General features: G+C 67.4%; 15 protein-coding genes. 12 read left to right on the plus strand and 3 right to left on the minus strand.

Translation table 11 applies throughout. The features are described 5' to 3' along the window. Positions 1–42: 42 nt before the first annotated feature. The 5 genes from AC3WLC_RS16370 to AC3WLC_RS16390 all read left to right on the plus strand — a co-directional run bounded on the left by AC3WLC_RS16370 (position 43) and on the right by AC3WLC_RS16390 (position 4,463). The gene (locus AC3WLC_RS16370) at positions 43–378 is read left to right on the plus strand and encodes a GlsB/YeaQ/YmgE family stress response membrane protein (RefSeq protein WP_493684974.1); all 336 of its coding nucleotides are present in this window, start codon (positions 43–45) and stop codon (positions 376–378) included. A 72-nt stretch (positions 379–450) separates the two neighbouring features. Further along, positions 451–726, plus strand: coding sequence for a GlsB/YeaQ/YmgE family stress response membrane protein (locus AC3WLC_RS16375; RefSeq protein ID WP_493684975.1), 276 nt, complete (start codon positions 451–453; stop codon positions 724–726). A gap of 95 nt (positions 727–821) precedes the next feature. Further along, positions 822–1,820 carry a lipoyl synthase gene (lipA, locus tag AC3WLC_RS16380; RefSeq protein ID WP_493684976.1) on the plus strand — a complete coding sequence of 333 codons (999 nt, stop codon included), beginning with the start codon at positions 822–824 and terminating at the stop codon, positions 1,818–1,820. A gap of 15 nt (positions 1,821–1,835) precedes the next feature. Next, complete coding sequence (locus AC3WLC_RS16385; protein WP_493684977.1) at positions 1,836–2,306, plus strand: type II toxin-antitoxin system RatA family toxin; 471 nt, start codon at positions 1,836–1,838, stop codon at positions 2,304–2,306. A 96-nt stretch (positions 2,307–2,402) separates the two neighbouring features. Beyond that, positions 2,403–4,463, plus strand: coding sequence for a fused MFS/spermidine synthase (locus tag AC3WLC_RS16390; protein ID WP_493684978.1), 2,061 nt, complete (start codon positions 2,403–2,405; stop codon positions 4,461–4,463). A gap of 9 nt (positions 4,464–4,472) precedes the next feature. Here AC3WLC_RS16390 and AC3WLC_RS16395 read toward each other — a convergent pair whose 3' ends face one another. Continuing rightward, on the minus strand, positions 4,473–4,970 hold the full coding sequence (locus AC3WLC_RS16395; protein WP_493684979.1) for a CinA family protein: 498 nt from the start codon (positions 4,968–4,970) through the stop codon (positions 4,473–4,475). 4 nt (positions 4,971–4,974) lie between these two features. After that, positions 4,975–6,168, minus strand: a complete 1,194-nt coding sequence (locus tag AC3WLC_RS16400; protein ID WP_493684980.1) for a bifunctional 2-C-methyl-D-erythritol 4-phosphate cytidylyltransferase/2-C-methyl-D-erythritol 2,4-cyclodiphosphate synthase — start codon at positions 6,166–6,168, stop codon at positions 4,975–4,977. 207 nt (positions 6,169–6,375) lie between these two features. Between AC3WLC_RS16400 and dusB the strand changes: the two genes are divergently transcribed. From dusB to hflX, 7 genes are all read left to right on the plus strand, one after another. After that, the gene (dusB, locus tag AC3WLC_RS16405; RefSeq protein ID WP_493684981.1) at positions 6,376–7,365 is read left to right on the plus strand and encodes a tRNA dihydrouridine synthase DusB; all 990 of its coding nucleotides are present in this window, start codon (positions 6,376–6,378) and stop codon (positions 7,363–7,365) included. 106 nt (positions 7,366–7,471) lie between these two features. Beyond that, a complete protein-coding gene (locus AC3WLC_RS16410; RefSeq protein ID WP_493685397.1) occupies positions 7,472–8,524 on the plus strand; it encodes a two-component system sensor histidine kinase NtrB in 1,053 nt (350 codons plus the stop codon). 27 nt (positions 8,525–8,551) lie between these two features. Beyond that, a complete protein-coding gene (gene ntrC / locus AC3WLC_RS16415; RefSeq protein ID WP_493684982.1) occupies positions 8,552–10,003 on the plus strand; it encodes a nitrogen regulation protein NR(I) in 1,452 nt (483 codons plus the stop codon). A gap of 123 nt (positions 10,004–10,126) precedes the next feature. After that, positions 10,127–12,403, plus strand: a complete 2,277-nt coding sequence (locus tag AC3WLC_RS16420; RefSeq protein ID WP_493684983.1) for a sensor histidine kinase NtrY-like — start codon at positions 10,127–10,129, stop codon at positions 12,401–12,403. Next, positions 12,400–13,767 carry a nitrogen assimilation response regulator NtrX gene (gene ntrX, locus AC3WLC_RS16425; RefSeq protein ID WP_346360153.1) on the plus strand — a complete coding sequence of 456 codons (1,368 nt, stop codon included), beginning with the start codon at positions 12,400–12,402 and terminating at the stop codon, positions 13,765–13,767. Before AC3WLC_RS16420 ends, ntrX begins: the two co-directional genes overlap by 4 nt. Positions 13,768–13,963: 196 nt before the next feature. After that, entirely contained in the window at positions 13,964–14,212 is a 249-nt protein-coding gene (gene hfq, locus AC3WLC_RS16430; protein WP_057192822.1) for an RNA chaperone Hfq, read from the plus strand. An 80-nt stretch (positions 14,213–14,292) separates the two neighbouring features. Then, positions 14,293–15,630 (plus strand): GTPase HflX, encoded by a 1,338-nt coding sequence (gene hflX / locus AC3WLC_RS16435; protein ID WP_493684984.1) that lies wholly within the window; start codon positions 14,293–14,295, stop codon positions 15,628–15,630. Between the two features lie 16 nt (positions 15,631–15,646). Here the strand turns inward: hflX and AC3WLC_RS16440 are convergent, their stop codons facing one another. Then, the gene (locus tag AC3WLC_RS16440) at positions 15,647–17,275 is read right to left on the minus strand and encodes a phytoene desaturase family protein (RefSeq protein WP_493684985.1); all 1,629 of its coding nucleotides are present in this window, start codon (positions 17,273–17,275) and stop codon (positions 15,647–15,649) included. Positions 17,276–17,296 lie beyond the last annotated feature (21 nt).

Raw genomic sequence — 17,296 nt, forward strand, 5'->3', positions numbered from 1 at the left:
CAAGCGCTGGCATTTGTCGATGGTGCAAGCCATATCCGGCCGATGAGCCGCGCCCGCAAATCCGCCAAGCCCGACAAGATCGTGCCCGACGAGAAGGTCGAGATCCTGCCGCCGCGGCGAAGTCCGACGCTCGACTGGCATCGCCTCCTGCCGCCTGTCGCCTTCGGCACGGCAGCAGGCTTCATCGCCAGCCTGGTCGTCGGTGGCGGCGGCTTCCTGCGCCATGCCGTGGTCGGCCTGCTCGGCATGCTGGTCGGCCAGGGCATCGTCCACGTCACCGGTTGGCGGGCGAGCACCGGCTACCGTTTCCTCGACTCGATGGCGATGGCGGTGATCGGCGCGATCCTGGTCGTGCTGCTGGCGCGCTTCATCGCCTGACGGAACCGAGACGCGCTCCGCGCGTTGTCGTGGGCGGCCGCAGGGCCGGTCTTTGAGGGCAGGGGGATCACCATGAACGACCAAATCTATGCCGCGCTCGGCACGCCGGGCTACGGCTTCTTCATGACGCTGCTGATCGGCATCATCGCCGGCTGGATCGCCGAGCGCGTCACCTCGTCCGATCACGGCCTCTTCACCAACATGATCGTCGGCGTCGCCGGCTCCTTCGTCGGCAGCCGGCTGGCCGAATTGCTGGAGATCCCGGTCTTCGGCTTCTGGCGCACGCTTACTGCCGCGATCGCCGGTGCCTGTCTGCTGATCATCGTCTGGCGCGCTGTGCGTAACTGAGTTCTGCTGCGCGCGGGTTGCCCGCGCCGCACTTCGGCATTAGCTAGACGGGAGTGGCCGCGCCCTGCTGCGCGGCGCCAGTAACGGACCCGTCCATGGCCGTCGTGCTCGACCTCCTCAACCGCGATCCGCGCCCCAATGCCGGCAACCCGAAATCCGAGGTGAAGCCCGAGCTGCGTCATCCGGAGAAGCAGAAGCGGCCGGAGAATCCGATCCTGCGCAAGCCGGACTGGATCCGGGTCAAGGCGCCGGGCTCGCCGAAATGGGCCGAGACCCAGAAAATCGTGAAGGCCGAGAAGCTCGTCACCGTCTGCGAGGAGGCGGGCTGCCCCAATATCGGCGAGTGCTGGGAGAAGAAGCACGCCACCTTCATGATCATGGGCGACACCTGCACGCGCGCCTGTGCCTTCTGCAACGTCAAAACCGGCGTGCCCGAGGCGCTCGACCATGACGAGCCGCGCAAGGTCGCCGATGCCGTCGCCAAGCTCGGCCTCGAGCATGTCGTGATCACCTCAGTCGACCGCGATGATCTCAAGGACGGCGGTGCCGAGCATTTCGCGCGCGTCATCCGCGCCATCCGCGAGGCCTCGCCGGCCACGACGATCGAGATTCTGACGCCGGACTTCCTGCGCAAGCCCGGCGCGCTCGAAGTCGTCGTCGCGGCCAAGCCCGACGTCTTCAACCACAATCTCGAGACAGTGCCAGGCAAGTACCTGAAGGTGCGCCCCGGCGCCCGCTACTTCCATTCGTTGCGCTTGCTGCAGCAGGTCAAGGAGCTCGACCCGACCATCTTTACCAAGTCCGGCATCATGGTCGGCCTCGGCGAGGAGCGGAACGAAGTGCTGCAGTTGATGGACGATTTGCGCTCGGCCGAAGTCGACTTCATCACCATCGGCCAATACCTCGCCCCGTCGCGCAAGCATCATGCGGTCATCCGCTTCGTCACGCCGGACGAGTTCAAGAGCTTCGAGACCATCGCCTATGTGAAGGGCTTCCTGATGGTGTCCTCGACGCCGTTGACGCGCTCTTCGCATCATGCCGGCGAGGATTTCGCCAAGCTGCGCGCGGCGCGCGCCGCCAAGCTCGGCGGCTGATCGGCTCAAAGTCCCATGCCGATGTTCAACAGCACCCGCCGGGTGAAGCACTCACCCGGAGAGATGTTCGCGCTCGTGGCGGATGTCGAGAAGTACCCGCAGTTCCTGCCGCTCTGCGAGGGGCTGACGGTCCGCCGGCGCACGCCGCGCGAGGGTGGCGGGGAGGTGCTGCTTGCCGACATGACTGTCGGCTATAAGGCGATCCGCGAGACCTTCACCAGCCGCGTCACGCTCGACCCGGCGAATCTCAAGATCCTTGTCGAATATGTCGATGGGCCGTTCCGCTATCTGGAGAACCGCTGGAGCTTCAAGCCGCTCGATACGGGCAGCGAGATCGGCTTCTTCATCTCCTACGAATTCGCCAGCCGCATGCTCGGCCTGCTGATGGGCGCGATGTTCGACAAGGCCTTCCGCAAGTTCGCCGAGGCTTTCGAGAAGCGCGCCGATGCGATCTACGGGAAAAGCAACCCGGCGGCGCTCACCTAGTCTTAAGCTGCTTGCGTCATCATTCCCTTGTTCCGGCAGGGGGAAGGCATGGAAGCTCCAATTGTGCAGGCGGGTGCCGGTGCTGGCGCGCGTCGGATGAGCGCGGTTCTGCCGGTCTATACCGGCACGATCTTTCTCTCCGCCTTCCTGCTCTTCGGCATCCAGCCGATGTTCGCCAAGATGGTGTTGCCCAAGCTCGGCGGCTCGCCGGCGGTCTGGTCGACGGCGATGGTCTTCTTCCAGGCCATGCTGCTTGCCGGTTATGCCTATGCGCACTGGCTGGTCAGCCGCTTCAGCGTGCGGCGTGCCGCGCTGATCCACATCGCCTTGATGATCGTGGTCGTGGCAACCTCGCTACCCATCGGTATCGCCGCCGGCTTCGAGCGGCCGCCGCAGCAAGGCGAGTTTGCCTGGCTTCTGCTGCTCTTTTCCGCTTCGGTCGGCTTGCCATTCTTCGCCATCGCGGCGAACGGGCCGCTGCTGCAGGCCTGGTTCGCGCGCACCGGACATGCGCAAGCGCGCGACCCCTACTTCCTCTATGCCGCTTCGAATATCGGCAGCTTCCTCGCCTTGCTCGCCTATCCGTTCGCTGTCGAGCCGACCCTGAGATTGGTGACGCAGGCGTCGGCCTGGGCGTGGGGATTCGGCCTGCTGCTCGCCGGCATAACGGCCTGCGCCGGCCTGAGCGTCGGGCCGTCGACGAGCGGGCGCAATGCGACCCCGCTCGTCGCCGAGCCGGTCACCGCCGGCCGCAAGCTGCATTGGCTTGTCCTGGCCTTCGTGCCGTCAGGTCTGCTGGTTGCGGTGACCGCCCATATCTCGACCGATGTGGCGGCCGGGCCGCTGCTTTGGGTCGCTCCGCTGGCGCTCTTCCTGCTGACATTCGTCATCGTCTTCCAGCGCAAGCCGTTGCTGCGCCATGGCTGGATGCTGAATGCCCAACTGCTGCTCGTCCTCGGCTACATGGCATTGACAGTGTTCAGTCTACGCCTGGACTGGGGCCCTGAACTGGTCTTCCATCTCTCCGTTCTGTTCGTCACGGCCATGGTCGCGCATGGCGAGCTGGCGCGGTTGCGGCCGTCTGCAGCAGGGTTGACGGGCTTCTATCTCTGGATGTCGCTCGGCGGCGTGCTCGGTGGGGTGTTTGCCGCCTTGCTCGCGCCGCTGCTGTTCAACTCGGTGGCAGAATACCCACTGCTTATCGTAGCCGGTGTGCTCTGCCGGCCGGGCTTCACCTCGATCCGTCCATCGCGACTGCAGGGAGTGGCGCTCGCCGGGCTCGCCATCGTCGGATTGGGAACTCAGATCGTCAGCGAAGCCTCGCGGACGGACATGGTGCGCTCCTTCTTCGGCGTGCACCGCATCACCGAGACCACGGATGGCCGCTTCCGTGTGCTCAGTCACGGCAGCACGGTCCATGGCGCGCAGCGCCTGCGTCAGGACGACGGCACGCCGGTATCGGGGCGGCCCGAGCCGCTGACCTACTACTACACCGGTGGCGGCATCGCCGACGGGATCGACTCCGTCCGCCAAGCGAAGGGAGGCAAGCTTGCTGCCGTCGCGGCGATCGGCGTCGGGACGGGCTCGCTCGCTTGCCAGGCGCGCGCGGGCGAGGACTGGCGCTTCTACGAGATCGACCAGGCCGTGATCAAGATCGCGACCGATCCGGCCCGTTTCGGCTTCTTTGCCGCCTGCGCACCCACACCGACCTTCGTCATCGGCGATGCACGGCTGACGCTCGCCGACGCGCGCGACGGCTCGCTCGACCTGATCGTCGTGGACGCGTTTTCGTCCGATGCGATCCCCGTCCATCTGCTGACTGGCGAGGCCCTGGCGCTCTATGTGAGCAAGCTCAAGCCGGATGGCGCCGTTCTCCTGCACATCTCCAATCGGAACATGGAGCTGGCATCCGTGGTCAGGGCGACGGCGGCAGGCCAGGGACTGGTGAGCTGGCTCCACAACTCGGCCCGGATCGAAGCCGATCTGCGGGCGCTGAAATCCGCACCCAGCGTCGCGCTCGTCACGCGGCCGGGGGTTGATCCCGGTCCGGTCGTGAGAGGCTGGGAGCAGCACGCCAGTCCCGGGACGACCCGTCCCTGGAGCGACGACTATGCCGATATTATCGGCGCGATCTGGCGGCAGCTTTCGCCGAAATAGGCGAGCCGCCTATTCGACGGTCAGCGCCGCCTCGCGCAGCAGATCGAGCGCCTCGAGCACGCTCAGGCGCCTGATTTCGTCGCGGCCCTTGGCGCCGAAGCGCTTCTCGCGATGCAGCGTCCATGCGCCGTTGGCGCAGGCAAAATGAACCAGCCCGACCGGCTTTGCTTCGCTGCCGCCATCCGGGCCGGCGACGCCGGTGACCGAGACGGCGAGCCGCGACGACAGCCGCTCGCGGCCGCCTTCCGCCATGGCGCGTGCGACCGGCTCGCTGACCGCGCCATGCTGGCGGATCAGCTCGGCCGGGACGCCGGCCAGTACCGTCTTCGCCTCGTTGGAATAGGTGACGAGGCCGCCGAGTACCACGCTGGACGAGCCGGAGATGGCGGTCAGCGCTCCGGCGACCAACCCGCCCGTGCAGGATTCGACCGTCGCGACGGTGATGCCGCGCTCGCGTGAGATGGTCAGCAATTCCGCGGCAAGTGAACGGATGTCGAGATCGAACATGGCCTCACTCCGGCTCGGGCAGGCGGATGGTGGCGGTGGCGAGCGCGGCGAGGCCCTCGCCGCGCCCGGTGAAGCCCAGCCGCTCCGAGGTCGTCGCCTTGGTGCCGACCTGGTCAAGGCGCAGGCCGGCGATCTCGGCGATGCGGGCCCGGATCGCGTCGCGATGCGGGCCGATCTTCGGGCCCTCGCAGACGATGGTGAGGTCGAGATGATCGATCCGGCCGCCGCGCTGCCGGACGCGGCTTGCGGCGAAGGCAAGGAAGCGGTCTGAGGAGGCGCCGCGCCATTGCGGATCGCTTGGCGGGAAATGGCTGCCGATATCGCCATCGGCCAGGGCGCCGAGCACCGCATCGGTCAGCGCGTGCAGGGCGACGTCGCCGTCGGAGTGCGCCGTGACGCCGCGGCTGTGCGCGATGCGGATGCCGCCGAGCCAGACATGGTCGCCTTCCGCGAAGGCATGGACGTCGTAACCGGTACCGGTACGGGTCACGAGCGGACGGGCGAAACGCTGCTCGGCCAATTCGAAATCCTCCGCATAGGTCAGTTTCAGGTTCACCGGATCCCCGGCGAACGTGGCTACACGGTGGCCGGCCCATTCCATGATGGCGGAATCGTCGGTGAAGCCGCCAGCCCCGGCGGCATGGGCAGCCCGGTGCGCAGCCAGCAGCTCCGCCAAGGCGAAGGCCTGTGGCGTCTGCACGAAGACCAGCTGCTCTCGTGGCAAGGTTTCCGCAATCAGGTCGTTGCTGTCGATGCGCTTGACGGTATCGGTGACCGCGAGCGCCGGGATGGCGGCGACATGCTCGGCGCTTGCCGCCAGTGCCCGCTCGATCAGGGCCGGCGAGACGAAGGGGCGGGCGGCATCATGCACGAGCACGCTGCCCGCAAAACCCGTGGCGGCGAGCGCTTCCAATCCCGCGCGAACCGAATCCTGTCGGGTCTCGCCGCCTTCGATCGGCGCGGTCATTTGAGTGCGGACCAGTTCCGGAAGATGGCCGATCGCCTCGTCATAGCGTGCACGGTCGCCGGCGCCGATCACCACCAGCACCGTGCCGATCCGGCTTTCGGCAAGGAACGGCGCAAGCGTGCGGCAGAGCACCGGCACATTACCGAGCCGCCGATACTGCTTGGGAGCATCGGCCCCGGCGCGCAGGCCGCGCCCGGCGGCAACGATGAGGGCGGCAACGGCCGATGTCATCCAATCCTCTTAGCTCCGCTGGATAGGGTTCGCTGATAGGACGGCAACAGCCTGCCGCCAAGCCGTCACTACCATCGCGCCTGCACTCGCTAAAAACGAGCATGTCGATATTGCAATGCAACATGGCGTGAAATTCTCTTGCGCGGCGCAGCATTTGTCCAATAAATCGGCAGAATGGAAACTGCCTCAAATTCGGGCGAGCGCGAAATGTCGATCGGCGGCCTGCTGCCGGTCTCGCCGGCCTTTCTGGCGCCGATGTCGGGCGTGACCGATCTGGCCATGCGCCGGATCGCCGCGCGCTTCGGCGCCGGGCTCGTCGTCTCCGAAATGGTCGCCTCGGATGAGCTCGTCCGCGGCAGCGAGGAGGCGCGGCTGCGGGCCGAGGGCGCCGGCGTCACACCGCATGTCGTCCAGCTCGCCGGCTGCGAGGCGCGCTGGCTCGCCGAGGCGGCGCAGGTCGCCGAAGCGTCCGGCGCGGATATCGTCGACATCAATATGGGCTGTCCGGCCAAACGCGTCGTCGGCGGCTGGGCCGGCTCGGCGCTGATGCGCGATCTCGACCACGCTGTCGGCCTGGTCGAGGCGGTCGTCGCGGCGGTGAAGGTGCCGGTCACGGTCAAGATGCGGCTCGGCTGGGATGATGCCAGCCGCAACGCGCCGGAACTGGCGCGTCGGGCCGTCTTCGCCGGTGCAGCTGCGATCACGGTCCATGGCCGCACGCGGCAACAATTCTACAAGGGACAGGCCGACTGGGCCGCGATCCGCCCGGTACGCGCCGCCGGCACATTCCCGCTGGTCGCCAATGGCGACATCGCCACATTGGAGCAGGCGCAATCCTGCCTGGAACGGTCGGGCGCCGACTATGTCATGGTCGGCCGGGCTGCGATGGGCCGTCCCTGGCTACCCGGCACGATCGGTGCTGCGCTTACCGGCCGCGAGCCGGCGCACGTTTCACTCGCTGCCAAGCACGACATTGCCCGCGAACATTATGAGGGCCTCCTGTCGCTGATGGGGCGCGAATCCGGCGTCCGACATGCTCGCAAGCACCTCGCCGCCTATGCCGACGAGGCGCTCGCCAGCGGACTGGAGCCCGACGAGCGCGCGCGCCGCGAGCTTCTCACCACCACCGAGCCCGCCCGGGCAATCGCCGCGCTCGGGCAATTGTTCTCGACCGACCGCCTCGGCGCGGCCGCCTGACCACGAAAGCCCGCAGATGACGATGGCCTTGTTCAACGACAGTGTGGAGGAGCGGTACGATCCCTTGTCCGACCTGCTCGAAATCCAGGCGCTGAACGTCCTGCCCATGCCTGTGCTGGTGATCGGGGAGGGGCACGGCATCCTCTACGCCAACACCGCCGCCGAGGATTTCTTCCAGGCCAGCGCGCCCGTCCTGAAGCGCCAGCGCCTCGACGATCTCGTCGCCTTCGGCTCGCCGGTCCTGGGGCTGGTCGAGGAGGTGCAACGCCGCGGCGCCAGCGTCAGTGAATACCGGGTCGAGCTCGCTTCGCCCCGTCTCGGCCTCGACCGGGTCGTCGACGTCTTTGCCTCATTGCTGCCCAGCCAGCCCGACGCGGTGGTGCTTCTGCTGCAAGAACGGACAATTGCCGAAAAAATGGACAGGCAATTGACGCATAGAGGGGCAGCCCGCTCGATCACCGCGCTCGGCGCCATGCTGGCGCATGAGATCAAGAACCCGCTCTCCGGCATCCGCGGTGCGGCGCAATTGCTCGAGGCTTCCGTCGGCGACGAGGACCGCCTGCTGACGCAGTTGATCTGCGACGAGGCCGACCGGATCGTGAAGCTGGTCGAGCGCGTCGAACTGTTCGGCGACGAACGCCCGAGCGAGCGCGGGCCGGTCAACGTCCATGACGTGCTCGACCATGTGAAGCGGCTGGCGCAGTCGGGCTTCGCCCGCCACATCCGCTTCAGCGAGGTCTACGATCCCTCGCTGCCGCCGGTCGCGGGCAATCGCGACCAGCTCGTCCAGGTGCTGCTCAACCTGGTCAAGAACGCGGCCGAAGCGATCGGCCAGGACGCCATCGACGGCGAGATCACGCTGACCACCGCCTACCGCCCCGGCATCCGGATGCAGGCGCCCGGTTCCGGTGCAAGGCTCGCTCTGCCGCTTGAGATCGGCGTCCGCGACAATGGGCCCGGCGTGCCGCCCGACCTGCATCAACTCCTGTTCGATCCCTTCGTCACTACCAAGGCGCAGGGAAGTGGCCTTGGACTTGCACTCGTCGCCAAGGTGATCGGCGATCACGGCGGAATCGTCGAATGCGACTCCGTTCCGCGACGTACGACATTTCGCATTCGACTGCCCCTGCATGAGGCGAAGCCGTCTCAGGCTGGGTGAAAAGACGAGTAGGACACGGAAAAGCGCATGCCGACGGGTAACATCCTCATCGCCGACGACGACGCCGCGATCCGCACCGTCCTCAACCAGGCGCTCGCCCGCGCCGGCTACGAAGTCCGCACCACCGGTCAGGCGGCGACGCTCTGGACCTGGGCCGCCCAGGGCCTCGGCGATCTCATCATCACCGACGTGGTGATGCCGGACGGCAACGCCTTCGACCTGCTGCCGCGCATCAAGCGGGTCCGGCCCGAGCTGCCGATCATCGTGATGAGCGCGCAGAACACCTTCATGACCGCGATCAAGGCCTCCGAGCGCGGCGCCTACGAATACCTGCCCAAGCCCTTCGACCTGAAGGAACTCGTCGCCATCGTCGGCCGGGCGCTGTCGCGGCCACGCAACGATGCCGCGCGCAGCCACGCGGCCGAGCCCGAGGACATTCCGCTGGTCGGCCGCTCGCCGGCGATGCAGGACGTCTACCGCGCCCTGGCGCGACTGATGCCGATCGATCTCACCGTGATGATCAACGGCGAATCCGGCACCGGCAAGGAGCTGGTCGCCCGCGCCCTGCACGACTACGGCAAGCGCCGCAACGGCCCCTTCGTCGCGATCAACATGGCGGCGATCCCGAAGGACCTGATCGAATCGGAACTGTTCGGCCATGAGAAGGGCGCCTTCACCGGCGCGCTGACCCGTTCCTCCGGCCGCTTCGAGCAGGCTGAGGGTGGCACGCTCTTCCTCGACGAGATCGGCGACATGCCGATGGAGGCGCAGACGCGGCTGCTGCGCGTGCTGCAGCAAGGCGAATACACCACGGTCGGCGGCCGCACCCCGATCAAGACCAATGTCCGCATCGTCGCCGCGACCAACAAGGACCTGCGCATCTCGATCGCGCACGGGCTGTTCCGCGAGGACCTGTTCTTCCGCCTCAACGTCGTCCCGATCCGCTTGCCGCCGCTGCGTGAGCGGGTCGAGGATATTCCCGACCTCGTCCGCCATTTCTTCGCGCTGGTCGAGAAGGAAGGGCTGCCGCGCAAGCAGATCGATTCGGAAGCAATGGACGTGCTGCGGCGCTATCGCTGGCCCGGCAATGTTCGCGAGCTCGAAAATCTGGTGCGGCGTCTGGCCGCGCTCTATCCGCAGGAAACGATCACCGCGCCGATCGTCGAAGCCGAGCTGCAGCCGGCGAGCGGCGCTCCTATACAGGCCGGGAGCGGCAGCGCGCCGGAGCGGGCCGAGACCCTCTCGGGTTCGGTCGAGCGCCATCTCGGCCAGTATTTCGGCGGTTTCGGCGACCAGATCCCGCCGCCCGGCCTCTATCACCGCATCTTGCGCGAGATCGAGCCGCCCTTGATCGCGGCTGCCCTGGCGGCGACGCGTGGCAATCAGATTCGCGCCGCAGAGTTGCTGGGACTTAATCGCAACACCTTGCGCAAGAAGATCCGCGAGCTCGACATGCAGGTGGTCCGCTCGCCGCGTTGAGGGCAGCCACTGTGGCTGCCTTGCATCTGTCATATTTTGACAACACCGTTGCGGCGGCGCATCAGTGCGCTGTGCGGCGGCTCCAGTGACGGAGCGCCGCGGCAACGGAGCTCCGATTTCACGTTGACCACATCGACCGGCGACATGCGCATGACGCCCCGGAGCGACGACCCGCCGCGCCGGGTCTCGGGCTGGCTCGGCGCGCTCGTCGTCGGCTTCGCACTGGTCTCGGCGCTCACCACCTTCCTCGTGCTTTCGGGCGCGACGCCGGTCGCGCCGGTCCACGAGGTCGTGGTCGGCGTCTTCATCATCAACGGCCTGCTGATCCTGCTGCTGCTGATCATCGTCGCCTTCGAGGCGGCGGTTCTGATCCGCGCCAGACGCAAGGGCGTCGCGGCCGCCGGCCTGCATGTGCGGATCGTCAGCCTGTTCAGCATCGTCGCCGCGCTGCCGGCGGTCCTTGTCGCGATCATCGCGACCGCGACGCTGGAGCGCGGTCTCGAACCCTGGTTCTCCGATCGCATGCGCGACGTGATCTTCAAATCCGTCGAGGTTGCCGACGCCTATACGACGGGACAGTGCCGCTCGCTCGGCCGCGAGATCCGCCTGCTCGCCGACGATCTCGGGCGCGCTAAGACCGCCTATGACGCCGATCGGCGCTGGTTCGAGAACTTCCTGACGGCGCGCGCCACGGCGCTCGGCCTGCCGGTGGCCTGGATCATGAAGCCGCCGGACAACATCCTCGTCCGCGCCAATATCGACGTGCTGCGCGATGCCCACAAGCCGAATGCCGACGCCTTCGAGGATGCGCAAAGCTCGCCGGAGCCGATCTGCGTGCTGCCCTCGACGGGCCGGGTCTTCGGCGCGCTGATGAAGCTGCCGAGCTATGACGGCGCCTTCCTCTATGTCGCCCGCGAGGTCGATCCGCTCGCCGTCGAGTTCCCGGCCGTCGCCCGCGGCGCTGTCGTCGAATATCTCGGCATCGATGCGCGCCGGAAGGGCGTGCAGATCGCCTTCGCTTCGATGTACGCGCTGATCTCGGTGATCCTGCTGCTCTCGGCGATCTGGCTCGGCCTCAATTTCGCCAACGGCCTCGTCGCCCCGATCCGGCGGATGATCCACGCCACCGACCAGGTCTCCAGCGGCAATTTCTACGTCCAGGTGCCGATACGACGAGCGGAGGGCGATCTCGCCCATCTCGGCGAGACCTTCAACAAGATGACCGCTGAACTACGCCGCCAGCGCGATGGCCTGGTTACGGCGAGCGAAGTGATCGACCGGCGAAGGCGTTTCACCGAGACGGTGCTCTCCGGAGTCTCCTCGGGCGTGCTCGGCATCGACGAGGACGGACACATCACCCTCAGCAACCGCTCGGCCGAGACCCTGCTCGGCTCCGGCGGCCGGCTGCTCGGCGAGCCGGTCGCACGCGTCGTTCCCGAGATCGCGGGCTTCGTTTCCGAGGCGCTCAGCAATCGCCAGCGCCTGAGTTCCAGCCAGGCGGCGATCACGCGCGGTGGCCGCGAGCGCATGCTCAACATCCGCGCGACGCGCGAAGGCGAGGGCGCCGGAGCCGGCCTCGTCGTGACGCTCGACGACATCACCGATCTCGTCTCGGCGCAGCGCACCGCCGCCTGGGCCGACGTCGCCCGCCGCATCGCCCACGAGATCAAGAACCCGCTTACGCCGATCCAGCTCTCGGCCGAGCGCATCCGCCGCAAGTTCGGCCGCGTCATCGTCGACGACAAAGAGATCTTCGATCAGTGCACCGCCACCATCGTGCGCCAGGTCGAGGACATCCGCCGCATGGTCGACGAGTTCTCGTCCTTCGCACGCATGCCCAAGCCGTCGCCGGCTCGGGACGACATCGTCGAGACGGCGAGGCAGGTCGCCTTCCTGATGCGGGTTGGCAATCCCGAGATCGACATCACCGACAACCTGCCGGAGGCGTCGGTCCTGGCCCATTTCGACCGCCGCCTGATCTCGCAGGCCCTGACCAACGTCATCAAGAATGCGACCGAGGCGATCCAGGCCGTGCCGGCCGAGGAGCGCGGCAAGGGCCGCATCGAGATCGGCTTCGAACGGACGCAGGACGGCCGGATCGTCATCGACATCCTCGACAACGGCAAGGGCCTGCCGGCCGACCAGCGCCAGAAGCTGCTCGAGCCCTATATGACCACCCGTGACGGCGGCACCGGGCTCGGCCTCGCCATCGTCGGCAAGATCCTCGAGGACCATGGCGGCGGCATTGAGCTGCTCGACCGGCCCGACGGCGCCCGCGGTGCCCGCATCAGGCTCTGGTTCATCGAGACCGGACCGCCGCCAGCCGGCGAAGACAGACCAGAAACAGGCAAGAGCACGGCGGATTCCGCCGCACGACAAGTAAACGGGACGAAGGCATGAGTGCTGACATTCTCGTCGTCGACGACGAGGTCGATATTCGCGAACTGGTAGCCGGCCTCCTGGAGGACGAAGGCTACCGCACGCGCAAGGCGGGCTCCGCCGACGAGGCGTTGGCCGCGATCGCGGCGCGGCGGCCCAACCTCGTCTTCCTCGACATCTGGCTGCAGGGCAGCCGGCTCGACGGGTTGCAGGTGCTGGAGCTGATCAAGGAGAGCCATCCCGACCTCGCGGTGGTGATGATCTCCGGCCATGGCAATATCGAGACCGCCGTCTCGGCGATCAAGAGCGGCGCCTACGACTTCATCGAGAAGCCGTTCAAGGCCGACCGGCTCGTGCTCGTCGCCGAGCGCGCGCTGGAAGCCTCGCGGCTGCGGCGTGAGGTCCGCGAGCTCAAGACCCGCTCGGTCCAGGCCAGCCGCATCGTCGGCCGCTCGACCGCGGTCAACCAGTTGCGCCAGACGCTGGAGCGTGTCGCGCCGACCAATGCCCGCGTGCTGATCACCGGCGAGCCGGGCTGCGGCAAGGAATTGACCGCGCGCACCCTGCACGACGCCTCGACCCGCTCGGCCGGCCCCTTCGTCGTGATCAACGCGGCGACGATCACCCCCGAGACGATGGAAGAGGAACTGTTCGGCATCGAGGGCGGCGACGGGCGCTCGCGCCGCGTCGGCGCGCTCGAGGAAGCCCATGGCGGCACGCTCTACATCGACGAGATCGGCGACATGCCGCGCGAGACGCAGAATCGCATCCTACGCGTGCTGGTCGACCAGAACTTCCAGCGCGTCGGCGGGGCGACCCGCGTCCATGTCGATGTCCGGATCATCTCCTCCAGCAGTCGTGACCTCGCCAAGCTGATCGCTGACGGCCTATTGCGCGAGGATCTCTATCATCGGCTCGGCGTGGTGCCGATCCGCGTGCCGGCCCTGTCGGAACGGCGTGAGGACGTCCCCGAGCTGATCGAGTTCTTCATGGACCAGATCTCGGTCGCGAGCGGCCTGCCCAAGCGCCAGATCGGCGGCGACGCCATGGCGATCCTGCAATCGCATGAATGGCCGGGCAACGTTCGCGAGCTGCGCAACAATGTCGAGCGGCTGATGATCCTGACCAAGGGCGATCCCGGGGCCGAGATCACGGTCGACATGCTGCCGGCCGAGGTCGGCGCCATGGTGCCGACGACGCCGTCCGGCTCGGGCGGCGAGAAGCTGATGAGCCTGCCGCTGCGCGATGCTCGCGAGATCTTCGAGCGCGAGTATCTGATGGCGCAGATTGCCCGCTTCTCTGGAAACATCTCACGCACGGCCGAGTTCATCGGCATGGAGCGTTCAGCCCTGCACCGTAAGCTCAAATCGCTCGGCGTGGGCTGAAATCCGGCCGCTGTGTTGCACTGCACGCAAGGCGGCCGGCTGAAATTGGCGTTCCGCAACCCTTGCGCGTTCTCGCCGGGTCGCGATCTAATGGAGTGTCGGTGTTCCGACGGCCCGGCGATTGGCGCCGAAGCCGAACGGAACGATCTGGATCGCAAGGGCAAGCCGATTGCGATCCCAACAACAGGGGTTACCCATGGCCGCCGAGCGGGCTCAAAATCTACAGGACACCTTTCTCAATCACGTCCGCAAGCAGAAGATTCCCCTCACCATCTTTCTCGTGAATGGCGTCAAATTGCAGGGCGTCGTCACCTGGTTCGACAATTTCTGCGTTCTCCTGCGTCGCGACGGGCATTCGCAGCTCGTCTACAAGCACGCGATCTCGACGATCATGCCGGGCCATCCGGTCCAGCTGTTCGAGCCTGAGGACACGGACAAGGCCTGACCGTGGGCGGCAAGGCCGGCGGCTCGACGACAGGCAGCGGAAGCGCAATCGGCATCTCGATCGATGCGGCCGAGCATGCCTTGGCTGCGGACACTCGCGCCTTTGTGATCGGTCCCTATCTGGCGCGCCATGCCGCCAGCCGGGCCGCTGCGGGCGACGAGAACCAGCGCAGCCATGCGGCGCGGCTGGACGAGGCGTTCGGCCTCGCCGGCGCCATCGACCTCCAGATCGTCGAGGCGATCCCGGTGGTGCTGACGGCGCTGCGGCCCGCGACCTATCTCGGCAAGGGCAAGGTCGAGGAGCTCGCCGAGCGCGTCAAGATCGAGGAGATCGGTCTCGTCGTGATGGACTGCGCCCTGTCGCCGGTGCAGCAGCGCAATCTTGAGAAGGCCTTCGGTTGCAAGGTCATCGATCGCACCGGCCTGATCCTCGAGATCTTCGGCCGGCGCGCCCGCACGCGCGAAGGCGCGCTGCAGGTCGAGCTCGCCCATCTCAACTACCAGAAGAGCCGGCTCGTGCGCTCCTGGACCCACCTGGAACGCCAGCGCGGCGGCTTCGGCTTCCTCGGCGGCCCCGGCGAGACCCAGATCGAGGCCGACCGGCGCATCATCCAGGAGCGGATGACCAAGATCGAGCGCGAGCTCGACAGCGTGAAGCGCACCCGCTCGCTGCATCGCGCCAGCCGCAAGCGCGTGCCTTATCCGGTGGTTGCGCTCGTCGGCTACACCAATGCCGGCAAGTCGACCCTGTTCAACCGGCTGACCTCCGCCGAAGTGCTGGCGCAGGACATGCTCTTCGCCACGCTCGACCCGACGGCGCGGGCGCTCAAGCTGCCGCACGGCGCCAGGATCATGCTCTCGGACACGGTCGGCTTCATTTCCGACCTGCCGACGCAGCTCGTTGCCGCCTTCCGCGCCACGCTGGAGGATGCGATCGAGGCCGATGTGCTGCTGCATGTCCGCGACGTCTCGCATGAGGACACGCAGGCCCAGGCTGCCGACGTCCAGGGCATCCTGCGTGATCTCGGCATCGATCCGGAGGATGGCGACCGCGTCATCGAGGTCTGGAACAAGGCCGATCTGCTCTCGGGCGACGAGCGCGAGCGCCAGGCGGCGCTGACCGAGCTCAAGCCCGGCGCCTCGCGCCCGGTCCTGGTCTCCGCTTTGACCGGCGAGGGCATGGAACGGCTGACCGACGCGATCGAGCGGCGCATCGCACGTACGCGGCCGGTCTACCGGCTCACGCTGGAGCCGGGCGACGGCAAGTCGCTGGCGTGGCTGCACGCCAATGGCGAGATCCTCGAGCGCGAGGATGCCGAGGACGGCACGCTCGACCTGCTGGTGAGATTGCCGTCCGAGCGGGAAGGGGCCTTCGGCGCACGCTTCCCGCAGGCCGAACGGGTCAGCAGCAATCCCTGACGGGAGATGGGTTCGGTCACGCTCGCAGTGACCGCAGCCTGAAGCGTCGGGGCTTCAGGTCGGCGAGCACGGAGCGGGCCGCATTGTGCCCCGGCGCGCCGGTGACGCCGCCGCCCGGATGGGCACCTGAGCCGCAAAGATAGAGGCCCGGCACCGGCATGCGATAATCGGCATGGCCGAGCACCGGGCGGGCGCTGAAGAGCTGGTCGAGCGTCAGCCGGCCATGAAAGATGTCGCCGCCGACCAGTCCGAAACGCGCCTCCAGATCGCTCGGCGCCAGCGCCAGCCGGCCGATGACGGAGGCGCGGAAACCCGGGGCATAGCGGTCCACGGTGTCGATCATCAGATCGGCGACCGTGTCGCGATGCCCGTCCCAGCTCTCGCCATCCGGCAGTTGTGGGGCGACATGCTGGCAGAACAGGCTCGCGACATGCCGGCCAGGCGGAGCGAGGCCATCATCGAGCGTCGACGGGATCAGCATCTCGACGATCGGCTCGCTCGACCAGCCTGACAGCCGCGCCTGCGCATGGGCGCGGTCCATATAGGCGAGCGACGGCGCGATGATGATGCCGGCGGTGTGATGGTCGCCCGGTTCGGGCAGGCAGGCGAAGCGCGGCAGCTCCGACAGCGCCAGATTCATCCGGAAGGTGCCGGAGCCCGAGGCATAGCGCCGGATGCGCTCGCTGAAGTCGGCGGGGACGGTCGCCGGATCGACGAGCCGCTCGAACAGCAGGCGCGGATGCAGATTGGACACCACGGCGCGCGCCCGCACCACATCGCCTTGCTCGGTCACGGCGCCGACGGCGCGGCCCTTCTCGGTCAGCACCTGTGCGACCGGCGTCTCCAGCCTGATCTCGACGCCCTGTTCCGCGCAGGCCCGCGCCATCGCCTGCGTGATCGCGCCCATGCCGCCGAGCGCATGGCCCCAGGCGCCGCGCTTGCCGTTGACCTCGCCGAAGACGTGATGAAGCAGCACATAGGCCGAGCCCGGCGTATAGGGGCTGGCATAGTTGCCGACCACGCTGTCGAAGCCGAACAGCGCCTTGACCGGATCGCTCTCGAACCAGCCGTCGAGCCAGTCGCCGGCCGATTTGGTGAAGTGGTCGAGAAGATCGCGCCGCCCGGACTGGTCGAGCCCGGCGATGCGCCTTCCGATGGCGGCGGCGTCCAGCATCTGCGGCAGCGCAGCGAGCCAGCTGCCGTCACCGAGATTGGGCGGCGCCTGCAGCACGAGATCGCGCAGCATGGCGGCGATGCGTTCCAGCCGCTCGCCATAGGCCGATAGCCGTTCGGCGTCGCGGTCAGAGAACTTCGCCACTTCTGCTTCCGTGCGCCCTTCGCCGGCGGCGAGATAGCGCCCGTCCGGCAAGGGCAGGAAGTTGGCCATGCACCGCTCGACGATGCGCAACCCATGCCGGGCCAGTTCCATCTCCGCGATGATGCGCGGGTTGAGCAGGCTGACCGTGTAGCTCGCCGTGGAATTGCGGAAGCCGGGGTGGAATTCCTCGGTGACGGCCGCGCCACCGACCACCGCGCGCCGCTCCAGCACAGTGACCTTCAGCCCGGCTTTGGCGAGATAGAAGGCGCAGACGAGCCCGTTATGGCCGCCACCGAGAATGACGATATCGGCATGGCTGGTGCTCACGAAACCACTCCTTCGTCAGCA

The organism is Allobosea sp. GW821-FHT03A12, from assembly GCF_058986765.1.